We start from the raw sequence: 21,689 nt of genomic DNA on the forward strand, positions 1-21,689 counted from the left end.
GGCATGTCAATTAAAGCAATTACGATTCATAATCGAGACCGCATGATCCAATTTTTTGAAGAGCATTGGTGGAGTTCGCAAATGATTATTTCTTCTGGAATATATAACTGTGACCAATTGGACGGGTATATTTACGAAGAAGCTGAAGAAATTTTAGGCTTACTTACCTATGTATTCCATGAAGAGGCACTCGAGGTGATTTCATTGGATAGTGTCCAAGAGGGGCAGGGAATTGGCTCGAAGCTAATGCAAGCAGTCGAGTTATTAGCGAAGCAAAAAGGGCTGTTAAAAATTACGTTACTTACTACAAATGATAATTTAAACGCGTTGAAATTTTATCAAAAGAGAGGCTATCGCATCGTAAAAGTCATACCAGATGCGGTAACGAAAGCGCGGGCGATAAAGCCTTCCATTCCGTTGATAGGTGATGAAGGGATACCTTTACATGATGAACTACAATTGGAAAAATTGTTAGTTGATTATTGATAATTAAGTATGATTAAAATCATTCTTTATTTGTAAATTCCCGAGAGATTAGAGGATTCTTTGTTGGATATTTATGTTGATTTAACTATGAAGATTGTGAGGACATATAGTTAGACGAAAGGGGCAGTTTAGTTTCAATAAATATTACTTTGTCTGATTGTAAGATTTAAGGGATAGATAATTTCGAGCTGGGATTAAAAGGGGATGTAGTGAGTGGTAGATGCTCAAAAATTAGTTTCGTATGTAGATGATATAAAGGAACGCAATAATAGCAGTGCATCTTCATTAGTTATAATAAAGGACAATAGTATTGTATTAGAACATTATAGTGGATTTCATTCCAACTCTAATTCAAATTCTATACCTATTTCTGAAACCTCACAGTTTAACGTTGCATCTGCAAGAAAAAGCTATTTAGGTTTAGCAATAGCCTATGCTTTATATGAAGGTAAAATTAAAAGTCTGGATGACTATGCACTCGATTACTTTGACAGTTTTGATAAGGGACTCCTTGCAGGAACAACTTTAAGGCATCTTGTTACTCACTCACATGGATTAAACGAGAGAAGTGACGGGATTATTTTTAGAGAATTTGATCCCGGAGAGGGTTGGGCATACAGAGGAATTAACATTCTAATGATGACAAAACTTATAAATAAACTGTATGATAAAAGTTTCCCTGAATTGCTTAAAGAGAGGGTATTCCTACCATTAGGTTTTAAAGAAACTGCTTGGCATACAAGACCAAATGAAAAGTTGGTTCAAGTAATCGATAAACCTAACGATATTGCTACATATAAATTAGGTAGTTCAAATGATGGTTTTGACTCTAATCTCCATACCTCGGCTCGAGAATTTGCTTTATGGGGAAGTCTTCATTTGAATAATGGATTAGTAAATGGGAAGCAAGTTGTTCCAAAAGAAGTCATTCAAATAGCTACCCGAGTACAAAACCCAGCTTATAAAGATCAAAATTTACCACAAAACGGATTGTTTTGGTATGTAAATGATACACCCTCATTAAGAAGCGAAATTGGAGAAAGAGTGCCTAAAGGTTCCTATTCAAATATTGGGTGTAACGGGTCCGACTTTATTAGTTATTCCTAAATATAATCTTGTTATATCAAAAATGTACAATAAACGATATAACTTTGGGGGTAACAATTACCTTCATTATTTAAGAGAATTCAGCAATTTAGTTGCTGATACATTTAAAGAGTAATTATGTTCATATTCAATTAACAAGGGCTTTTGTCAAGTCGAGCAAAGTTTAGACTCTAGAAGGGACTATACTAACGGTGCAGTTAGTAAAGTAAGGCTATGCTATAATAAAAATGTGACAAGATACTTTTGAAATATAATTCTAGGAGTGAAATTAAATGCCTTTGACTTTTGCTCATCCAGCAGCTGTTTTACCTTTTTCAAGAAATAGTAAATATGTTAATTTCCTTGCATTGGTATTAGGTAGCATGGCACCTGATTTTGAGTATTTTCTACATGGAAAGCCACATGGTGAGATTGGCCATACATTCTTTGGATTTATCGCTTTTAATCTACCAATTTTAGTAGTCGTTTATTTTATTTATCAAACATGTATACATAGGACCTTATTCAGTCATTTGCCATCTGTATTGCAAGATACATATCATCCAAAACCAAGTTCACCACGTTTGTTAAAAATAATTGTATTTTTGTATTCTGCATTATTTGGAATGCTAACCCATGTCGTCTGGGATTCGTTTACTCATGCTGGAGGATTTATGGTGACAAACTTATCATTCCTTTCTTACACTGTTCCTATTTTGGATTTTAAAATCCCCATCTTTAAGTTTCTTCAGCACGGTAGCACAATAGCTGGTATGACTTTGATCATAGTATATATGTATTTTCGAACAGCAAGGAATAAGTCAAATAGGGATGAGACGACAAATACCAAACAAAAATTAATGTATTGGGGTCAAATAGCATTGTTAACAGCACTTTTGTTTTATGTATGGTATTTGATTGATAGCGTTTCGATTGATTTTTATGGTATTATTGTTGTGCGAATAATTGATTCAGCTTTAATTAGTTTGTTAGTTGTTTCATTATATTTTAATCACTTTCCGGGGCTTTACTTCAAGAAGGGGTAAAGCTTTTTATATTGAACTACCAGCGCAGTTTATTCGAGTGAGCAGAATAATTCCAATTCATTTGTTCAAGGAACTCAATTAATAGCTAGAACTTCTGGGGACCTTCAAACTTATAATGTAATGGTTCAAAATCTTATGAAAAACTTAAAATCATAAAAGCTCTGAATCCTGTAAAAAAATACGGACAAAAGGAGGAATGAATGTGAACAAACCTGTAATCATTATTGGAGCTGGGGTGAGTGGTCTTCGAGCTGCATCTCTCCTTACTTCACAAGGAATTAAATGTAGGGTTTTAGAAGCTAGAGACCGAAGTGGCGGTAGAATTTTGAGCATTTCCGATAAAAGCAGACCTGAACTAGGTAAATTTGACCTCGGTCCTACATGGTTTTGGCCACAGTATGAGCGTACGATTACCAATCTTGTTAAAGAACTGAACTTAGCAACCTTTTCTCAGTACACGAGAGGAGCAATGCTTTTAGAACGTTTTCCAAACGAGAAAGCAGAGCGTTATGTATTACCTGAAAATGCTGAGGAAAGATCCGTCCGATTTATTGGAGGTGTGCAGACTCTTATTGATGCTATAGCAGATACTATTCCATCAGGAGTAGTCGAGCTTGAAACGCGAGTGACAGCAATTCGTCTAGATGAAGACGGTGCGATCACGGTTGAAGCAGACATTGCAAATGGGAAGGCGGAAAAAATTTCAGCGGGTGCTGTTATTTTAGCATTACCGCCTCGGCTAGTGGCGCGGGATATTGAATTCTCTCCATCTCTACCTCCTGATATTATGACGAACCTTCTAAGCAAACCTACTTGGATGGCAGGACAGGCCAAGGCAGTTGCCATCTATGAGCGTCCCTTCTGGAGGGAATCAGGCCTCTCTGGATTCGTAAGGAGTGGGGTTGGACCCCTACAAGAAATCCATGACGCTTCTCCTTCTCCTGAAACGGAATCTGGTGCACTATTTGGTTTCTTTGGAATGCCAGCGAACATGCGCCAAGAATTGGGGGAGGATAAAGTTTTAAATTTGGTCATTGATCAATTAGTTAGGCTTTTTGGCCCCTCCGCTCAAAATGTAAAGGCTATCCTATACAAGGATTGGTCCACAGATGCCGAAACAGCTGTTGAGGAAGATTGGGACCCGCTAAGAGATTTCCCAAGGTATGGTCAACCACAAATAGCAGGGATATGGGAAAAGAAAATTATTTTTGCTGGTACAGAGTCTAATTCTCAATATGGTGGACATCTTGAAGGTGCACTCTTGGCAGCTGATAAAGCCGTTTCTAAAATCCTAGCTGATTAGTTAAAGAAGTACAATGGATGGAAGAAAGCCCCTATTGCTGGGAACAAGGAGCCGGAAACTATGCCTTTTCAATAGAAGGAAAATAAGCCTATACAGCGTTCCAAAATAAAAAGTTTGGAAACAGGCTTAAATACCATGAATGTTGTGAAAGCAGCGTTCGTGGTTTTTCTTATTGAACTAAAGCCCTTGTTGAATAGCGTTGATTATCTTGTATTCCACAATCAGGCGCTATTGTTGTAGATTTTTATTTATGAAAGGTTACCAACCATGTTTGAGGATATAAATAAGTGAAAGCCAGGGGATTTTAGCTTGACTTTATTTATTGTCAAAGTAAGTAGATTAATTAGCAGTATTCTTAATAAAATGGATTAACGTTGCGTAAAAACGAACAATCAAATTTTTTTGTAATATATAAGTTTTTTGGACAAAAGGATTTAGAACATTTATACTGTTTTTTGTTCCTTTATATCAATTTAATATTAATAATTGTAGATTTTACATAGGAAGGAAGTGTTGTTTAGAGTATGAAGCGTTTTAAATTAAAGCTAATTATAGTGTTATCTATCGTATTAGTCATATTCTTTATTGGAATAAGTATGTACACTTCCTATACCAAGATTGAAAATACAGTGGAAGAGGCGATTGCTAACCAAAATCTTGAAGCGGCTAAATCCATTGCAAAGGCGATTGATCTGGAAACATATGAGCGATTTTTAAAAGAACAGAATCGTGATGAAGATTATTGGACAATACGGCATTATTTGAATGATGCCCGAGAAAAACTAGGTGTATTATACGTTTATACTTTAGAAGTAGACAACCCTACTACATCGAAAGCTTTAATTGTAGGTTATCCTGAAAACAAGGATAATCCAAATGATTTTCCAATAGGTGAAGCTTGTACAGTACCGGAAACCCAAGTGAAATTAGCGTATGAGGAAGGAAAGCAATTTGTAACAAAGATACTAGAAGATACGAAATATGGTCATGAGTATATGACGGTGGGGACTCCTATTATGAATGGAGAAGGGGAAATCATTAGCTACCTTAGCATTGATATTAGTACGGATACACTTGACGAGATTAAAGGATCCGTTATGAATAGCAATATGGTTCTATTAGTTCTCAATGGACTTTTTGTTATTATTTTTATTATTTCTCTCTTCCTTTTACAAAAGTGGTATCAAAAAGAAGTTGGCACTACTGAATATACCTATCAAAAGGAAATTAAAACATTAATTGCTTCTGTCTCATCATTAAGGCACGATTATATTAACCATATCCAAATTTTATATGGATTTCTGCAGATAGGTGAAGTAGATCAAGCGAGAAATTATGCAGAATCTTTGTCTAAAGACATACAGACAATTGAATCCTTAAAATGTAATCTTGATCACCCGGGATTAGCGATATTACTGCAAACAAAAAAATTAACATGTCAAAATCAAGAAATTGATATACAGATAACCGTTGATGATAATCCCTTTGATAATATTAAAACGATTGATTTAATCAATATATTATCGAACATAATTGATAATGCAATCGATGCAACAATGGAGTTGCCAGAGGAACAACGTAAAATTACAGTTAGCTGTAAAGCAGACGAGTTATTTTATACGTTCTCGATTAAGAACACTGGGCGAAAGCTACCTGACATAAATCAAATTTTTAAACAAGGCTACTCAACGAAAAAAGTGGAGGAAGGAAGAGTTAGAGGACAAGGTTTGTTTATTGTTAAAGAAACACTTAATAAATACAATGGATCAATTACACTTGATACAACAAAAGAAAAAGAGACAATAGCGATTGTGAAGATCCCTACTAAGTAAATAGTAAAAGGTTGTGGTACAAATAAAATGACGTGCCATAGCCTTTTTTAGTGGAAAAGAAAGTATAAGCTTTTTAAGCGGTGTCTAGCGCAAGTCGTCTATAAGAGCGAAATATAAAAATAGAGCACTGTTACGGTATGCTGACGAATAGCCAGCTAGCTGAAAAATTTTTTGGCTAATTACATATTCAGATGCTTTTGCAATGGTATTTTTACCGGAGAATGGTAAACGAAGTGTTTTAATTAAATATTCGTATCTCGAAATAATCAAATCATTTTATTAAAATAAAACTATATTTGATTCAAAACAGCTAGTTTCTTACTGTTAAAATCAGCGTTTGCAACTTTCTTTTAATCAAACTTTATTAAAAACAGATATTTATGAAGGCAGAACAGTATCTAAAAGCTGTTTTGCTTTTTTTTTATGGAATTAAAAATTTTTGAATCGTTTCCTGTATTTGGTTAGTCTAATGTATAGAGGACGGTGAAGTCATATTAATTCTTTACAAGAAGATTTACTCGAACGTATCAAACAGGGCGATTCGGACGTCTTTTATGAGCTAATTGAGCCGATTCATGCGGATCTTTATCGCATGGCATTTGTCTATGTTCAAAATGAAACGGATGCAGTGGATATACTTCAGCAAGCGATAATTCAAGCATTTGAACGCATTGAAAGCTTGAAGGAGCCAAGTTATTTTAAAACATGGATGATTCGGATTGTTATTAATTGCAGTAAAACCTATTTATCCAAAATGAAGAAGCTAGAGATTACAGATCCGCTTGAATTAGTTGATGTCCAGTCGGTTTCACATACATATATGGAAGAAGAAATGGATTTATGGGCTGCCCTGCAATCGCTCGAAGAAAAATATAAAACGGTATTGTTGTTAAGATTTTACCAGGATTATACGGTGCCAGAAGTAGCGGCGATTTTAGAAATGCCTTTAGGAACGGTGAAAACCAATATTCGTCGTGGTCTAATGCAGCTAAAACAAAAATTGAAAGGGGTGTATCTAGATGAATGGCTACAATCCGTTGAAGGAAATGATGAATAAAATCCCTGTGCCACCACTGAAAGAGGTTTTACGATTAGATGGGATGAGTAAACTTTTTGAACAACCCACCCATACAGTAAATGCGCTAAAAAATGTGCATTGTACGATTTATGAAGGAGAAATGGTGGCGATTATGGGAACGAGTGGCTCAGGTAAGAGTACGCTACTAAACATGATTAGCGCGATTGATGAGCCATCATCTGGGACGCTTTATTTATTTAGTGAAAATGCCAATGACATGTATAAGGAGCCAAACGCATCAAAGTTTAGAAAAGAGCAAATCGGCTTTGTCTTTCAGGATTTTCACTTGTTGAAGGATTTAAATGTGGAGGATAATATCGCAATCCCGCTTATTTTAAATGATGTCCCTTCAAAAGAAATTGCGATTCGTGTGGAGCAAGTGATGAAGCAGCTTGGCATTTATGAATGGCGCAAGCATCGACCGCAGCAATTATCAGGTGGGCAGAAGCAGCGAGTAGCGATTGCAAGAGCGATAATTCATAAACCGCCGATTTTACTTGCGGATGAGCCGACTGGTGCACTGGATGTAAACACAACCAATGACATATTAAAGCTCCTAACAGACTTGCAAAAACAGGGGCAAACGGTCATTTTAGTAACGCATGATCCATATGTTGCGACATTTGCTGGGCGTGTACTGTTTTTCCATGATGGTCAAATCGTTGATAGCTATCAAAATGAACAATCTCTAGCCGATTTAGATATCATTTTAGAGCGCTTTAAAACGATTTCTAGAGGTGATGCGTGATGTTTGATTTAAGAACGATTGCATGGAAATTATGTAAAGCAGCGAAAACACATGTCATTACGAGCATTTGCATTATTGCAGTTACCATTTGTTTAATCGTGACGATGGCAACATATATCCATAATGCGAAAAATACATTAGATGCCAATATTGATGCGATGTTTGGTGAGATGGATATTTTGGCAGGCTATAATTATGGGCAGGGGCAATATGTTTCAGATGACTTGTTGGAGCAAATAGCTGAGCTACCAGACGTTGATGCGCTTTCCCCCATATCTCTTGAAATGACCGACATTAATCAGTTACAAGGCGTTTATACATTAGGGGTAGAAAATGATGCGCTTGTAAAAAGTCGCTATCATTTTGAACAAGATTTGACACAAGAAACGGTGATTGTCAGCGAGTTATTGGCGAAAACGTTGGATGTAGCGGTGAATGACGACATTGTATTAAATGACAAAGCGTATACAGTCATGGAAGTGTTGCCGACACCGATGGGAGCAGAGCCTTTTCAAATGGCGTTAGTTCATAATGATGAATTAAAAGAGAGTGGCTTTACGGCTTTATTTATGCTCATTCAAACAGACGAAATGGAAGCAGTAGCAAATGCGTTACATTCATTTGATTCACAGCTACGAGTTGATATTGTGAATGAGTATGATTTTATTAAAATGAATTTACAGGCCTTACTTATTTTTGTGGTCGTATTATCTGTGTTTGTACTGCTGATTACTGCGCTATTATTAATCTCAACAATGCAGCTATTATTTACAAAATTAAAAGAGCAGCTCATGATTTTACGCTCACTCGGCGCATCAACGACACAAATCGCAAAGCTTGTTCAAATTCAACTTGTTAGTATTGTGTGCTTAGGTTTAATTTTCGGCACGGCTCTTAGCTTTGCGACGATTCATTTCGCCTTACCTCAGCTCATTAAATGGATGCAGCTGCCTGAAGCATCAACGGAATTTCCAATTGTTTTAGTGGTAGGTATTGTTCTGACAGTTGGTTTATTACTTACAGGTTATATGTTGCGGCAAGTACGAAAAGCTACGAATATTTTACCGCTACAAATTGTCAATGACACAGAACCGCGTACATTTGTGTTAACGAAGTGGAAGCTGATTGTGGTCGGAATTTCCACAGTAATGGCATTCCTTTTATTATTAGTTGGACAGCTTGATCCAGGAGGGGGAAAAGGGACACTACAAATCCTTTTAGGTTCGTTATGGCTGGCGTTGCTTTTTCTCTATATGATTCCATTTACCTTCCAGTGGCTGTTAAAAGCTGTACTACGACCAATTCGCCTGCTTTTTGGAAGAGAAGCCTATTTAGCCTGTCAGCAGTTGATTCCACAAATTCGCGTGAACATAAAAATTGTCCTAACGCTAGTAGGGCTAGTTGTGATTTTAGTATTTGGCTCGTCGGTCTTGAAATCATTGCAAGCCAATGAGCAAGCATATTTAAACGAACGTTTTGAAGCGCAATATATTTTGTCCAATCCAACAGGCCTAAAAGGGAGTTCCGAAATTTTAACAGAGCTTCAGAAAATGGAAAATACCGTTGTGAAACGTGCAACTAGTATGGGAAGTTCGATATCGATGTCAGTAGATGGAGAGACCTTTGATTTATTTGCGGAAAACTTGAATGTATATGGAATTGAAGGTTTAGCAGAAAATAAAATTGTAGTAACCGAGAAATTCGCTAAAGCTGAAAATATTGCCATTGGTGATTGGATTTCACCGTATTTTTTAGATTATGAACTTTTGGTTATGCAGCAGCAACCCACCTTTGAAGTTGTCAAAATCATTGCTACTGAGCAATCATACGTAGGTGCCTATATCGATTGGTCTTCGGCATATGCTCAAAATCAATTACCAATTCGTGAAATTAAGTTAGATACTGCAAATAGTGGTCAACTAGAGCGGCTATTAAGTCTTTATCCGATGTTTCATTTATTAGAAAAATCTGAGGCCATTGAACAGGCAAATACGATGTTCTACCAGCGCTGGAGCTTATTTGTTGGGGTATTCATTGTGTTACTCGTTGCAACAACAATCGGCATTATCCAAACATTAATGCATTTGGTATACACAAATCGCTCCCAGTATACCATTCAGCGTTTACTCGGTCTTTCACCAAATGGACTAGTGAAATACTTATGTATGCAGGTGTTAAGCTTTGTGTTATATGGATTAATGACAGGCTTACTAATTGGAGCATTGTTAACTCGTTTGGTTTCGCTAATTGATAAGGAAGCTGGACAATTCGCGTTTGATTTTGCAACGATTGGTGTTGTATGTGCAGGGCTCGTTGTGCTATTACTCCTCGTATTCGGCGTGCAGGGCTATATGATTAGCAGACGCAAGCTTTCTGAGGAAATGGTGGAGCTTTAGGAATTGAAGGTGTTATGAATAGAAAACAGATAGCTGTGCATTTTGCTGCATGCTATCTGTTTTTTTTATTTGGACTCTCCACGGAGGTCGATGTTACCCCACCTTACATATATATTTTAGGTTAAGTTGAAATCGGATATTCCGTTGTCTAGGTTTTTTCAAAATATCTTTTCCAAGGGGGAACCTTTTAATCTACAAGCGTATTTTTATAAGTAGCGATTTCTTCTTGGAGAATATTCAAAAGATTATTTTCTTCTAATTCCTGTAATATATTTAGCCCTTTATTGATCCAGTCACTACTTGTATTTGTAGATTGGTTTAAATGAGAAATTATTATTCCCTTTCTAATATAACAAATACCTAATCGCAAATATTCCCCTAATTGTTTACTCAAGCTTATTGCGTTATCTACGATATTTAGGGATTCTTCAAATAACTGGTTTTTAATTAGTAACAAACTAAAATTTACTGAAATATTTAATTTAATCATTTCTAAGTCCTTATCACCTTTATAAAAATCTATATTACGTTCAACAAAAGTTTTGATTGTCCTTACAGTTTCAATTGGAAATAAAAATAATATAGAATTAATTAAATAAATATCTGCCTTGTATAGACGATTTCTTTTACTTAAATCATACCATACTTCTATTAATCCCATATTTGCTTTTTTTAAGTCACTTGTATTCAACAAAATTAATAAAGATTCACATACTTTTTCTATATGTTGTAAGAATAAGTCCTCGCTATCATAATTTTGAATTTTATGAATAATCAAATTCAATTCTTCTTTATTATTATAGGTTAAATTAAAAAAGTTATTAATTATATCTTTTCGTACTTCAAACGTAGTACCTTTATTTAGAATAATTAAGAGTTCATCGCAAGTAATATCAAGTCTATCTAATATTTTCAATAAAGCTTGAGATGACACATCAATAATCCCATTTTCAAATCTAGAATAATTACTTTGTGTCATTATATTAGAAGCTACAAATTTCTGAGAAATACCTTTATCCTCTCTTATTTCTTTAATAGTTAACCCTAATTCAACATACTTCATGATTAATTCTCCCTTTTCTATATTTAAATTCAAACATTCAATTCAAATATTTTCCAAGTCAATATCATTTTATAACACTCTATTAATTCTAATATATGTATTTTTGCATATTTAAACTTACACTTCCATTATATAACTTATAATTCTCATAAAGGGAGCATTCCTTTATGAAGGATTGGTGCCATCTTGAAGGAAAAAAGACATCCTGTATGGTGTTTAGTGTCAACTCGGAAATTGATCCATCATCAAACAGGAGCACTACTCTATGAATAGAAAAAGGTGGAATTATTTATGGACGAAAAACGGAAGTTAGAACTGAAGATGAAAGAAAATAAATTAATGATGAGACAAGCGGGCTTTGTAATATTATTTATAATACTTTTTCTTCAATACTTTAAACTAGCTGCTTACTTGTCAAATAAATTTTTTTTTACTAGTTATTTTTTTTTCAACTTTTTAATGATTTTAGGTATTCCTATATCATACTTTGTTGCAAAATATTTAGTTCGGTTAGTAAAAAAAATAATATGAATAAAGTATCTCGATTAGCGATATATGGTTATTAAACTAACAGGGCTTTAATTGAATATTCGGTTTCCGAAATGAGATAGCTGTGCATTTTGCTGCATGCTATCTGTTTTCTTACTATAAATCCACAATAGGAAGCACGGAGAAGCTACCATTTTTTGTATAACAGTAGAATATTTTGTCACAATTTAAATAGATTCTATCTTCGTATGCTTGACTCTTCCTTTAGGGAAGCCTTTATACTAGAAGGGTATCTACAAAGGGGAGGACGAATAAACTATGGGGAATTTACTGAAGATTCGAGATGTTTCTAGCAAATACAACATTACGGCGCGCACCTTGCGTTATTATGAAGACATGGGCTTGCTCACTAGTATTCGTAGCGATGAAGTAACTTATAGGATGTATGATGAAAATGCTATTAGACGAATTGAACAAATATTAGTTTTGCGTAAACTAAACATTAGTATAAAAGATATTCAACGTATTTTTGATTCTTCTGGCTCTGGTGTAGTTTTAGATGTATTAGGAAAAAAGGTAGATACTATTGATGACGAAGTAGCATTATTATATGAATTGAAGGAGCTTGTAATGGATTTCATTAAAGAAATCGAGAGAATAAACTTTACGGACCACTCCGATATTAAGCAGCTCTATAGTAAAGCAAAAGAAATCGAAACTCAAATTGTAAATGCCGATTATATTGGCAACCCTACCAACATACATCGTTTAATTGAGATAACCGATAAATTAGATAAAAAGATTCCGGATGTTATGGTTGTGAGAGTACCGGCATTTCGAGCAATAACTTCAGATGAACATACATGGGAAGAAATATTTAAACACGGCGGATATATGTTTCAACTATGGCAGCATTACGACTCATTTAAAACCGTTATATTTGACTGCTTAGATTTCACATTGGTAAAAGTGATCACAGCGGCGAAATGATTTGTGCTATTAAAGATGATGTGAGTGAGGATGATGTGAGCCCACTTAAAATGATTGATTTTCCTGGAGGCCTGTATGCGATGGCGGTCAGTATTGATGAGGACGATGAAAGTATCCGAAAAGTACAAGATAAAATCTGTCAATGGATTGAGGGTACGAATTTCGAGCTAGACAAAAATCGTAGCTTTATGTTCAATATGCCTTATTTAGATGAAGAAAATGTTTATCAACAGGATATTGAAAAGGGATTGGGCTATCGACAAATGCAACGATATGTCCCTATTAAATTAAAGGGAATTTAATGATGATTGAGTTACTAGCAGTCCCACCATCGAAACATGTTTTTTACAATCTTCTATAGATAGGAGATTGTATGACTCTTTGCATAGAAATACTTGGAATTTTCAAGTGCGATTTTAGCCTTTTTACGTGTGAATGCCCAAAAATATCCATCGTTTTAATAAAACCGTAGATCATCTCTAACTTATCGTAAAGACCCCAATAGAAGTAAATTATTTTAGAATTAATACTTTTAACTAAGAATCCATTTCAACAATCATTATTTTTAAAAGCTAAGCCTCTACTTTTAAATTGAAAAATCCCCTGTAAGATGGCTCCTACAGGGGATGTAATTACATCAAGTTCAGTGAAATTAATAAATATCTCGATCCCAAAAACGTTGCATGGCAATGGCATCGACAAATTGCTTGCCAAAATCAGCGTTGCCAGTAGCTATTACAATACCAGGTCCTAATTTTGCGCTGGATTCGTTAAAAAATGGCATACCTGATTGTGCAACGCCTATTGGTTTATAATGACGAAATGCTTGGTTAATATTTATGACTACATCTTGATTGAATTTGGCTTGATTTTCGGCCTTTCCCCCTACAACATATAGGGCGTCAAACAAAACAGAATCAGTTGTTAAATACGTTTCAGTCGCTGTTAACTGCACGCCGTCCTTACTTTCGACTTTTCCGATTCGCTCAGCAATAATACGATAGCGCACCCCGAATTTTTTAAATGTCTTCAACACATTATTCACTTCTGACGCATCGAATCCATTGCCAATTAGTACACCGACTTTCAATGTTTGTGGCAGTTTGATTGTATTCGCCTGGCTCAGTGCGTGGGAAGAAGCCGTAACGGTTGATTGCTCGCCAGTTGGTTTGTTTACCCCTACATTATTCGCAATAATGGTCGCCATTTCTTTATCAACGTGGACAAACATGTCGACTACTTGCTGGCGAACGGATTGACTATTTACTTTGCCAACTTCGAAGCTAAAGGCATTGATGATATGTTGCTTTTCTGGTGGTGACATACTATTCCAAAATAGCCTTGCTTGTGAAAAATGATCATCAAACGATTTGCTTCGTGCGCGGGTAATATGTCCTTCCACTTTTTCCTCATAATGCACAAACCCACCTTCAGCGGCAGTAGAAGTCGAAGGGGTATTATTTGCAAGAGAGTTTTTATGGTAACTGACGCGCCCGACATTAATCGTCTGTCGACTAAAGCCATTGCGCTGATTATTATGAATTGGACAAACCGGGCGATTGATCGGAATTTCAGTAAAATTTGGTCCACCTAAACGAAGGAGCTGTGTATCAATATAAGAAAATAAACGGCCTTGTAGCAGCGGATCATTTGTAAAATCAATGCCCGGTACAACATTACCCGGATGGAAAGCGACTTGCTCGGTTTCTGCAAAAACGTTGTCAACATTACGATTCAAGGTCATTTTCCCAATAATCTTTACGGGTATGATTTCTTCAGGCCAAAGCTTTGTCGCATCTAAAATGTCAAAATCAAATTTAAACTCATCTTCCTGCTCAAGTATTTGTACACCGAGCTCGTATTCTGGGAAATCACCCATTTCGATGGATTCCCATAAATCGCGACGTTGAAAATCGGTATCTTTTCCTGCAATGATTTGCGCTTCATCCCATACGAGTGAATGAACGCCTAATACTGGCTTCCAATGGAACTTTACAAATCGCGACTTTCCTTTGTCATTGATAAATCGGAAAGTATGGACGCCAAAGCCTTCCATCATTCTATAATTTTTAGGTATAGCCCGATCCGACATCAACCACATCACCATCGCGGCACTTTCCTGATTATTCGCAACAAAATCCCAGAAGGTATCATGTGCAGTCGCTGCTTGTGGCATCTCATTATTTGGCTCTGGCTTCGCGGCATGAATTAAATCTGGAAACTTCATCGCATCCTGTATGAAGAAGATCGGAATATTATTACCAACTAAATCATAATTACCTTCCTCGGTATAGAACTTGACGGCAAATCCACGCACATCTCGTGCTGTATCCATCGAACCAGAACTTCCAACAACATTCGAAAACCGCAAAAAGACAGGCGTTTTGGACCCTACTTTTTGTAGAAATCCTGCTTTTGTATATTCTTTCATCGATTCATACAATTCAAATTCTCCATGTGCGGCATAGCCTCTTGCATGAACGACACGTTCTGGAATACGCTCATGATCAAAATGCGTCATCTTTTCCCGAAAGTGAAAATCCTCCATCAATGTTGGACCTCGAACGCCTGCTTTTAACGAATCCTCATCATTTGATACCTTCACACCTTGATTTGTCGTCATCTTTTTCCCATCATTATTTACGAGAAACTGCTCAAGCTGTTGTTCCTTTGCATCCGCATCTTTCTTTTGATTAGACCAAGATTTGTCCACAAAATCCCCTTTCCTTACTTCACAATTTTCATTTCACATATGTCTCATACACTATATGTTTGTTGGATAGATTCATTCTTGAAGCGATTTCATAAACCATATTTTGAAGAGCTTGGACTTCTTGTGTGAAAACTTATGCTAAAAAGTTCAAGCTTACTGTTGCTTTTACAATTTTAATTGAATCAGCATCGCAGCGTTGAGGAAGAAGGAAATTGACCACAAAATAGAGAAGTATGATATTAGAAAATGGATAAGAATTTGGAAATTCTGGATGAAAGTAAAGAGTTTATTTAGAAATCAAAAAAATAATTTTGGAGTGAGCTAATTGAAATTTAATTATGATGATATTAGAAGTGGTAATGCAACTTGTACGTTTGAAATTAATGATAAAAAGATGGAGTTTTACCCTTCTTTTCATTCAGATGCTCTAGGTGACTTTGTTACATATCTTGCATCGGTACATCCACTCTGTAAATTAAGCTGGAAGGAAGGCGCTTTTCATAAAAGAAATGGAGGTATCGAATGGCATACTGGTCCTGTTTTATTGTGTTGGGAATTTAAGCGTGATTTTGAAGACTTAGAAATTATAATTACAGAAAAACAAAATTTCATAGTTGAAAGAAAAGTTAATGATAAATTACCCAAAAAAATATTGAAAACAAAATGTAATTTTGAAGAATTTGTATTATGCGTAGTGAAAGAGTTAGATAGAATGATTAAACAACGTGGTATTTTAGGATATCGTCAAGAATGGCAATATTACACCTTTCCCATTGATGGTTTCCTTGCTTTGAAACATGCGTGTCTTTATAAAAAACCATTTGAAATAACAAAGAAAAATAGTGGTACCGTAATTGAAGATGAATTAAATTTATTGTTAAGTACACTTGAGTAAGTTGTTTTACCAATGAGGATTTTAGTTGAACAATGCATTATATATGGGGGTGAAGAAGATTAGCGAAATACTGGTAGTGAATCAAAAAAATATGGAAATTCTTCAAAGGGGAGAAAATGGCACACCAATAATTATTCTTACTGGATTGGGTTGCTCATTTGATGAGTGGCACGATGTGATAACAACATTAAGCAAAACGAATCGAGTTGTAATGTATCATAGACCTGGTCTTGGTGCGAGTGAAATTCGAAATGAAGTCCGTAATACGCAGGCGGTCGTAAACGAATTAAAGGAGTTGATGCGTTTACTTGAAATACATGAACCCGTACTATTAGTTGGTCATTCGTATGGTGGATTATGTGTACAGCACTTTGTGAAAAAATATCCTAAAAAGGTTGCGGGAGTGATTTTAGTAGATTCAACTTCTGTTGACTTAAAGGTCTTGGACGAGTTGAATTTACCCGTTTTGAATGAAGAATCAACCGATGAGATTTGGATTGAAAAATGTGATTCCTATTCTTTAATGAATCACGAAGAATTAAGGGGAATTATTAATCCAACACTTACAGAACAGCAGAAACGACTACCTCTTTATGTACAACAACGTCTAATTTATTTCCAAATTATCCCTACTTTATACAAAGCAATGCGTTCTGAAATAAGCAATTGGAAGAAGGACGCAGATATCATAAAGAGCTTAGGGGCATTCCCTAATATACCTCTAATCGTAATTGGTCGAGATAAAGAATATACTATTAGGTTAGGAACTGACGATGGGTTACCAGAGTCAGAGTTAAGATTATTTGAAGAAAAGTGGCAAGAGTTAATTCTGAGTCAAGTGAATCTATCTCAAAGAAGTAGGTTTATATTAGCACAAAATTCAAGTCATTCAATACATATGGATAGACCGGATATCATTATTGAATCCATAAACAACATCAATCAGATCAGATAGGGAGTCGAGCAAGGCTAAATATACTAGTGAAGATAAGCATAATCAATTACAGAAAAATGAGTTAAAAGAATTCGAAAGGAGGGTGCATGCTATGGAATTAAAACAAAATTCAAATCGATGTATGATTCTTTTGCATGAAATTTATGGAATCAATCAGCACATGCAGTATTATGCAAAGCTGTTATTTAAACAAAATTTTGATGTATATATCCCCAAATTAATAAATATAGAAGAGCCATTTCCTTATGAAGAGGAAGAACGAGCCTACCATCATTTTATAGAAAATAAAGGGTTTGAAAATGCCTATAATCAAGTAACGGCGATTATCGATGATTTATCAAAAAAATACAAAGAAGTCCATATAATAGGCTTTAGTGTTGGTGCAACCGTTGCGTGGCTTTGTAGTAATCATGAAAATGTACAAAGAGTTGTTGGCTTGTATGGGTCCCGTATTCGACAATATCTTGATATAATTCCGAAGTCTGATACCGTCTTAATTTATGGCGAGCATGAGCAGTCATTTGAGCCTAAAGATTTAAAACATAAGCTATCAAAGTACACTAATGTATTGGTGAAGATTGTAGAAGGGGAACATGGCTTTGCGGACCCGTACTCAACGGAATACAATAAAAGAAGTGCTGATAGTATATTAATATATTTAACCGATTATTCAGATTAAAACGTTCCTAATACAGCGGAACTTAAAAAAATCCCTTTTGAAGATAGATTGATCAAAAGGGGTTCATAGTTAGTAGATTTTAGCTTAATTTTTATAAAAAGTTTGAGTCGCAAAAAGTTTGAGTATTTTCTAGCTATGTTGTTAGTTAATAGCGACATTAACGGATTGAACTTAAATCAGCCTTTCATAACTGCTAATTATGTGACTTAATCATTCTGTTGTTTTGTTTAATCAAATCTAAAAGGTCTTCAGGAACAAGCCGTAATTCGCCGCTTTGAAACTTACTTATAGGCAATCGCCTAATTTTGAATATACTCCCGTCATCTTCCTTACCTTCAAACACTTCCTTGGTATAAAAAGAGGTATCAACAAAGGCTGCATTATATACTTGTACAATCTCATGTCCTACTTCGCCGTTAAAAGTAAAGATATTTTCAACAGTTCCCAAATATTGAAGTTCAAAAATATCCGTTTCAATTTCTTCTTGTATTTCTCTTATTAATGCTTCGTCGCTTTTTTCTCCGTACTCAATGCCACCCCCTATAGGACGGTAAAAATACTCAACTTTTACTGGATCATAGCCCTCTGCAACAAGGATCGTATCGTCCTTTTGAAATATACAAATAACCAGTGGTCGTATTCTTCCTTTTTTCATTGAAATCCTCCCAATCCTTAATTAATATCCTTTAGTTGTTTCGATTCAATTACGAATTAACCCTGCTTTGAGACAGAATCTTTAATCAAAAATTGTTTTAATAATCTCGCTTTTTCTAAAACTAGTTGGAGCGTGTTTGGGAAAGGCATTGTTGTAAATCGGTTACACATTATAAATTTTCTAGATGCCTCTATTATTTCGTAATTCAATAATCGTTCCTTCAGGTGCTATTAATTTACAGAGTGCTCCATTTTCCACTTCGTAAATAATTTCCCCATCTTTTTGTTTAAAATGAACGTTTAGTTTTTTCAAACGCTCAACTTCAAAAGGCAAATCTTCAACCCAAATGCAAAAATGGACAATCCCTTCACTATTTGAATAAACAGGTTTTAAAACTTCATGTTGCTTTCCTGTTTGAAGTTCAATATAAAAATCTCCTAACTTTAACCAAGTATTATATGCACGCCCATGAAAATTAGGCGTTTGTTGGACAATTTCAAAACCAAGAGCTTCAGTATAAAATTCAACAGTTTCTAAATAAGATTTTGTTTGTATACATAGATGATGTATATAAGCATTTTTCATAATTTTTCTAACTCCTTCTAATTTTTACATATTCAAATTTTCAATGCAATTATTATTACATAATTTAAGGATGGAATATATGGTTTGTGGATACTATTTTAATTGTCATTTCAGCTCAAGTTCTATTGCAAAAATAAACTTCATTTAGACAAGCCTACATGTATAATGGATAATAATAGTAAAAAATAGTTAATAAGGGGAGAATTACGTGAAAACGATTGGCTTAATCGGTGGAATGAGTTGGGAATCCTCAGCTGTGTATTATCGTGTGATTAATGAGGAAGTAAAAAAATATTTAGGTGGGCTACACTCATCGAAATGTCTATTGGCGAGCGTTGATTTTGCGGAAATTGAGGCCTATCAAATGAAGGGGAATTGGAATTTAGCGGGACAATTATTAGGACAAACAGCAGAAAAGTTGCAGGCTGCTGGCGCAGATTTTATCGTTATTTGTACGAATACAATGCATAAAGTCGTACCAATGATTGAGCAATATATTACCATTCCGATATTACATATTGCCGATGCGACAGCGGACACTATTTTGCAGGAAGGTTATGAAAAAATTGGTTTACTGGGGACAAAATTTACGATGGAGCAAGACTTTTATAAGGATTGCCTCATAGGAAAGGGCATTCAGCCAATCATCCCAACTGAAACTGAAAGAAATGAGGTACACCGCATTATATATGAAGAGCTGTGCCTAGGAATGATTAAAGACGCATCACGAGACTTTTATTTGTCGGTGATTGAAAACCTTCAAAAGCAAGGTGCGCAGGGTATTATTTTAGGATGTACAGAAATTGGCTTGTTGATTACCACGCAGCATACGAATTTGCCATTATTTGATACCACACTCATCCATGCACAGATGGCAGCGCTTGAATCAATAGAATCAATACACACAAGTAAACTTAAGAGGTAATTGAATAAGCAGACATCTTTATTGAACTAACGTAGCATTACTTGTCTGATCTTTTATTTAATTAATTAGTTTTTCGTGACATTACATAAAAGCCACTAAACGAAGATTTGGGTGCATGATTTAATAAAATTCAGCACTATAATTAATAAAAAAGATACAGAAATTGGAGGATTGAATGGAAAAAGACATTTTTGAAGCTATTGATGTAAGTAAAGAAATCGAAGGGAAAATGATTTTAAATAAAATAAGCTTCCAGTGTGAAGACTATACTACTATGGCTATCTGTGGGCAAAATGGTTCTGGTAAAAGTACATTATTAAAAGTCTTGGCAGGCATATATGAACCTACAAGTGGAAAAGTCAGAAGGGGAAAGAGGAAGGTAGGGTATGTACCAGAACACTTTCCGGAGAATTTACGATTTAAGCTCAAAGAATATTTGTTACTAACAGCGTCGTTTCACGGTTTTTCTAAACAACATATTGAAACGGATCTTTTAGAATATATCAGAATTTTCGGTTTACAGCGATATGTAGACACGCCATTAAAACAATGTTCAAAGGGGACAAAACAAAAGGCAGGTTTAATTCAAGCGCTTATTATGAAGCCTGATATCCTTCTTTTAGACGAACCTCTAACTGGATTGGATAGCCCAACCCAGAATCAATTAATAGATCTTCTGGAAAAGTTAAAAAAACAAGTAACTATCATTTTCACAACACATGAAGATAAGATGATTGAGAAATTGGCAGATAATATTTTTTATGTTGAATCTGGGGAGGTTTTAAGCTGTTTAAAACCACGAAATGTACAAAAGTCGATTAAGGTGAAATTTAATAATAAAGATATTTTTAAAGAGCTAAATTTCTATGATATTACATATGAAAGAAATACTGCTTTCATTACGGTAGACGCAGCTAAATCTGATGAATTACTCCTAGATTTATTAAATAAAAAATGCTCTATTTTAGAGGTAAATGAAAAGAGGTAAGTATGACTGGGTTTATTCGTTATCAATTCATAAGTTATATTCGTTCTTTAAAAATGATTCCACCCATCACTGTTTTTTGCACATGGGTATTTGTACTGTATGCGTACAGTGGTGTTGCGATTTTAAGCAGCTACGCAGTCACAAGTTTTACGATGTATTTAGTGATGACTTGGTTGACGATGAGTGCTTTTTCAATTGAAGAAGAGAGTGAGAGGTACATATTGTTTGTCCAATTGGATAGCAAAAATCGTTATTTATGGGGCAAATGGACGATTTGCTTAATTTTCGCAATCCTATTTATGGTTTTGGCCATTCTTTATCCGATCATGATGAACAGTTTTAAAGGAACGATCAGACCTATTCATTTAGGACTTGCAATATATAGTCATTTCCTTTTAGCTTGGTTTGGCATTTTAGTAGGTACTTTTTTCTCCGTTACTTCATTTGCTACAAGAAAATATGCATGGCTATCAGCGATGTTGGTGATTGTAGTTTCTATTTCTTATGAAGGACTAGTGGAAAAAATAAGTTTGCTTAAATGGGGACTTATCATATTTCCACCGGTAACGCAGGTGATTAATTATTCGAATGGAGACGAATCAATTCAAATAGGGCATGATTTTTGGTTACTTGCAATGTGGACATTTGTTTACTCGGTTCTTGGGGGAATCGTAGTTTGGCGGATGTTTTTAAGGAAGGAAAGGTAATTTTTCAGAGCTACAATATGTTGCGTTTTAATTGAATACCTAAAATAGAATTAATCGTGAAAAAGGATGT

General features: G+C 35.1%; 20 protein-coding genes and 1 pseudogene. 17 read left to right on the top strand and 4 right to left on the bottom strand.

Annotated features, from left to right (window positions below):
- The first annotated feature begins 3 nt into the window (after positions 1 to 3).
- The 8 genes and pseudogenes from MKX47_RS07500 (at position 4) to MKX47_RS07535 (ending at position 9,975) form a co-directional block, all read left to right on the top strand.
- Positions 4 to 486 (top strand): GNAT family N-acetyltransferase, encoded by a 483-nt coding sequence (locus MKX47_RS07500; protein WP_340772592.1) that lies wholly within the window; start codon positions 4 to 6, stop codon positions 484 to 486.
- 213 nt (positions 487 to 699) lie between these two features.
- A pseudogene (locus MKX47_RS07505) lies at positions 700 to 1,708 on the top strand (serine hydrolase domain-containing protein).
- A gap of 157 nt (positions 1,709 to 1,865) precedes the next feature.
- Complete coding sequence (locus tag MKX47_RS07510; protein WP_340772594.1) at positions 1,866 to 2,618, top strand: DUF4184 family protein; 753 nt, start codon at positions 1,866 to 1,868, stop codon at positions 2,616 to 2,618.
- A gap of 202 nt (positions 2,619 to 2,820) precedes the next feature.
- Complete coding sequence (locus MKX47_RS07515) at positions 2,821 to 3,921, top strand: flavin monoamine oxidase family protein (RefSeq protein ID WP_340772597.1); 1,101 nt, start codon at positions 2,821 to 2,823, stop codon at positions 3,919 to 3,921.
- Between the two features lie 524 nt (positions 3,922 to 4,445).
- A complete protein-coding gene (locus tag MKX47_RS07520) occupies positions 4,446 to 5,753 on the top strand; it encodes a sensor histidine kinase (protein ID WP_340772598.1) in 1,308 nt (435 codons plus the stop codon).
- A gap of 562 nt (positions 5,754 to 6,315) precedes the next feature.
- Complete coding sequence (locus MKX47_RS07525) at positions 6,316 to 6,810, top strand: sigma-70 family RNA polymerase sigma factor (protein ID WP_340777747.1); 495 nt, start codon at positions 6,316 to 6,318, stop codon at positions 6,808 to 6,810.
- A complete protein-coding gene (locus tag MKX47_RS07530; RefSeq protein WP_445683607.1) occupies positions 6,803 to 7,579 on the top strand; it encodes an ABC transporter ATP-binding protein in 777 nt (258 codons plus the stop codon). The genes MKX47_RS07525 and MKX47_RS07530 overlap by 8 nt, the downstream gene beginning before the upstream one ends.
- Positions 7,579 to 9,975, top strand: coding sequence for an FtsX-like permease family protein (locus MKX47_RS07535; protein WP_340772601.1), 2,397 nt, complete (start codon positions 7,579 to 7,581; stop codon positions 9,973 to 9,975). The genes MKX47_RS07530 and MKX47_RS07535 overlap by 1 nt, the downstream gene beginning before the upstream one ends.
- 187 nt (positions 9,976 to 10,162) lie before the next feature.
- Here MKX47_RS07535 and MKX47_RS07540 read toward each other — a convergent pair whose 3' ends face one another.
- Entirely contained in the window at positions 10,163 to 11,038 is an 876-nt protein-coding gene (locus tag MKX47_RS07540) for a helix-turn-helix domain-containing protein (protein WP_340772603.1), read from the bottom strand.
- A 291-nt stretch (positions 11,039 to 11,329) separates the two neighbouring features.
- Here MKX47_RS07540 and MKX47_RS07545 point away from each other — a divergent pair, with 291 nt between their 5' ends.
- The 3 genes from MKX47_RS07545 (at position 11,330) to MKX47_RS07555 (ending at position 12,819) form a co-directional block, all read left to right on the top strand.
- Positions 11,330 to 11,569, top strand: coding sequence for a hypothetical protein (locus MKX47_RS07545; protein WP_340772604.1), 240 nt, complete (start codon positions 11,330 to 11,332; stop codon positions 11,567 to 11,569).
- Between the two features lie 276 nt (positions 11,570 to 11,845).
- Positions 11,846 to 12,517 carry a MerR family transcriptional regulator gene (locus tag MKX47_RS07550; protein ID WP_340772606.1) on the top strand — a complete coding sequence of 224 codons (672 nt, stop codon included), beginning with the start codon at positions 11,846 to 11,848 and terminating at the stop codon, positions 12,515 to 12,517.
- An 80-nt stretch (positions 12,518 to 12,597) separates the two neighbouring features.
- Positions 12,598 to 12,819 (top strand): hypothetical protein, encoded by a 222-nt coding sequence (locus tag MKX47_RS07555; RefSeq protein WP_340772608.1) that lies wholly within the window; start codon positions 12,598 to 12,600, stop codon positions 12,817 to 12,819.
- Positions 12,820 to 13,169: 350 nt separating this feature from the next.
- On the opposite strand, the gene MKX47_RS07560 is transcribed toward MKX47_RS07555, so the two are convergent.
- Positions 13,170 to 15,230: a catalase gene (locus tag MKX47_RS07560; RefSeq protein ID WP_340772609.1), complete on the bottom strand. Its 2,061-nt coding sequence runs from the start codon at positions 15,228 to 15,230 to the stop codon at positions 13,170 to 13,172.
- Positions 15,231 to 15,555: 325 nt separating this feature from the next.
- Between MKX47_RS07560 and MKX47_RS07565 the strand changes: the two genes are divergently transcribed.
- The 3 genes from MKX47_RS07565 (at position 15,556) to MKX47_RS07575 (ending at position 17,759) form a co-directional block, all read left to right on the top strand.
- A complete protein-coding gene (locus tag MKX47_RS07565; protein ID WP_340772611.1) occupies positions 15,556 to 16,125 on the top strand; it encodes a hypothetical protein in 570 nt (189 codons plus the stop codon).
- Between the two features lie 25 nt (positions 16,126 to 16,150).
- Positions 16,151 to 17,080 carry an alpha/beta fold hydrolase gene (locus tag MKX47_RS07570; protein ID WP_340772612.1) on the top strand — a complete coding sequence of 310 codons (930 nt, stop codon included), beginning with the start codon at positions 16,151 to 16,153 and terminating at the stop codon, positions 17,078 to 17,080.
- A gap of 91 nt (positions 17,081 to 17,171) precedes the next feature.
- Positions 17,172 to 17,759, top strand: a complete 588-nt coding sequence (locus MKX47_RS07575) for a dienelactone hydrolase family protein (RefSeq protein WP_340772613.1) — start codon at positions 17,172 to 17,174, stop codon at positions 17,757 to 17,759.
- Positions 17,760 to 17,952: 193 nt separating this feature from the next.
- On the opposite strand, the gene MKX47_RS07580 is transcribed toward MKX47_RS07575, so the two are convergent.
- The gene (locus MKX47_RS07580) at positions 17,953 to 18,414 is read right to left on the bottom strand and encodes an NUDIX hydrolase (protein WP_340772614.1); all 462 of its coding nucleotides are present in this window, start codon (positions 18,412 to 18,414) and stop codon (positions 17,953 to 17,955) included.
- A gap of 180 nt (positions 18,415 to 18,594) precedes the next feature.
- A complete protein-coding gene (locus MKX47_RS07585; RefSeq protein ID WP_340772615.1) occupies positions 18,595 to 18,999 on the bottom strand; it encodes a VOC family protein in 405 nt (134 codons plus the stop codon).
- A 208-nt stretch (positions 19,000 to 19,207) separates the two neighbouring features.
- Between MKX47_RS07585 and MKX47_RS07590 the strand changes: the two genes are divergently transcribed.
- From MKX47_RS07590 to MKX47_RS07600, 3 genes are all read left to right on the top strand, one after another.
- The gene (locus tag MKX47_RS07590; protein WP_340772616.1) at positions 19,208 to 19,924 is read left to right on the top strand and encodes an aspartate/glutamate racemase family protein; all 717 of its coding nucleotides are present in this window, start codon (positions 19,208 to 19,210) and stop codon (positions 19,922 to 19,924) included.
- Between the two features lie 175 nt (positions 19,925 to 20,099).
- Complete coding sequence (locus MKX47_RS07595; RefSeq protein WP_340772618.1) at positions 20,100 to 20,912, top strand: ABC transporter ATP-binding protein; 813 nt, start codon at positions 20,100 to 20,102, stop codon at positions 20,910 to 20,912.
- 2 nt (positions 20,913 to 20,914) lie between these two features.
- On the top strand, positions 20,915 to 21,619 hold the full coding sequence (locus tag MKX47_RS07600) for a hypothetical protein (RefSeq protein ID WP_340772620.1): 705 nt from the start codon (positions 20,915 to 20,917) through the stop codon (positions 21,617 to 21,619).
- The last annotated feature ends 70 nt before the right edge of the window (positions 21,620 to 21,689 follow it).

Origin of the sequence: Solibacillus sp. FSL R7-0668, assembly GCF_038006205.1 — a bacterium.
Lineage (GTDB): Bacteria > Bacillota > Bacilli > Bacillales_A > Planococcaceae > Solibacillus.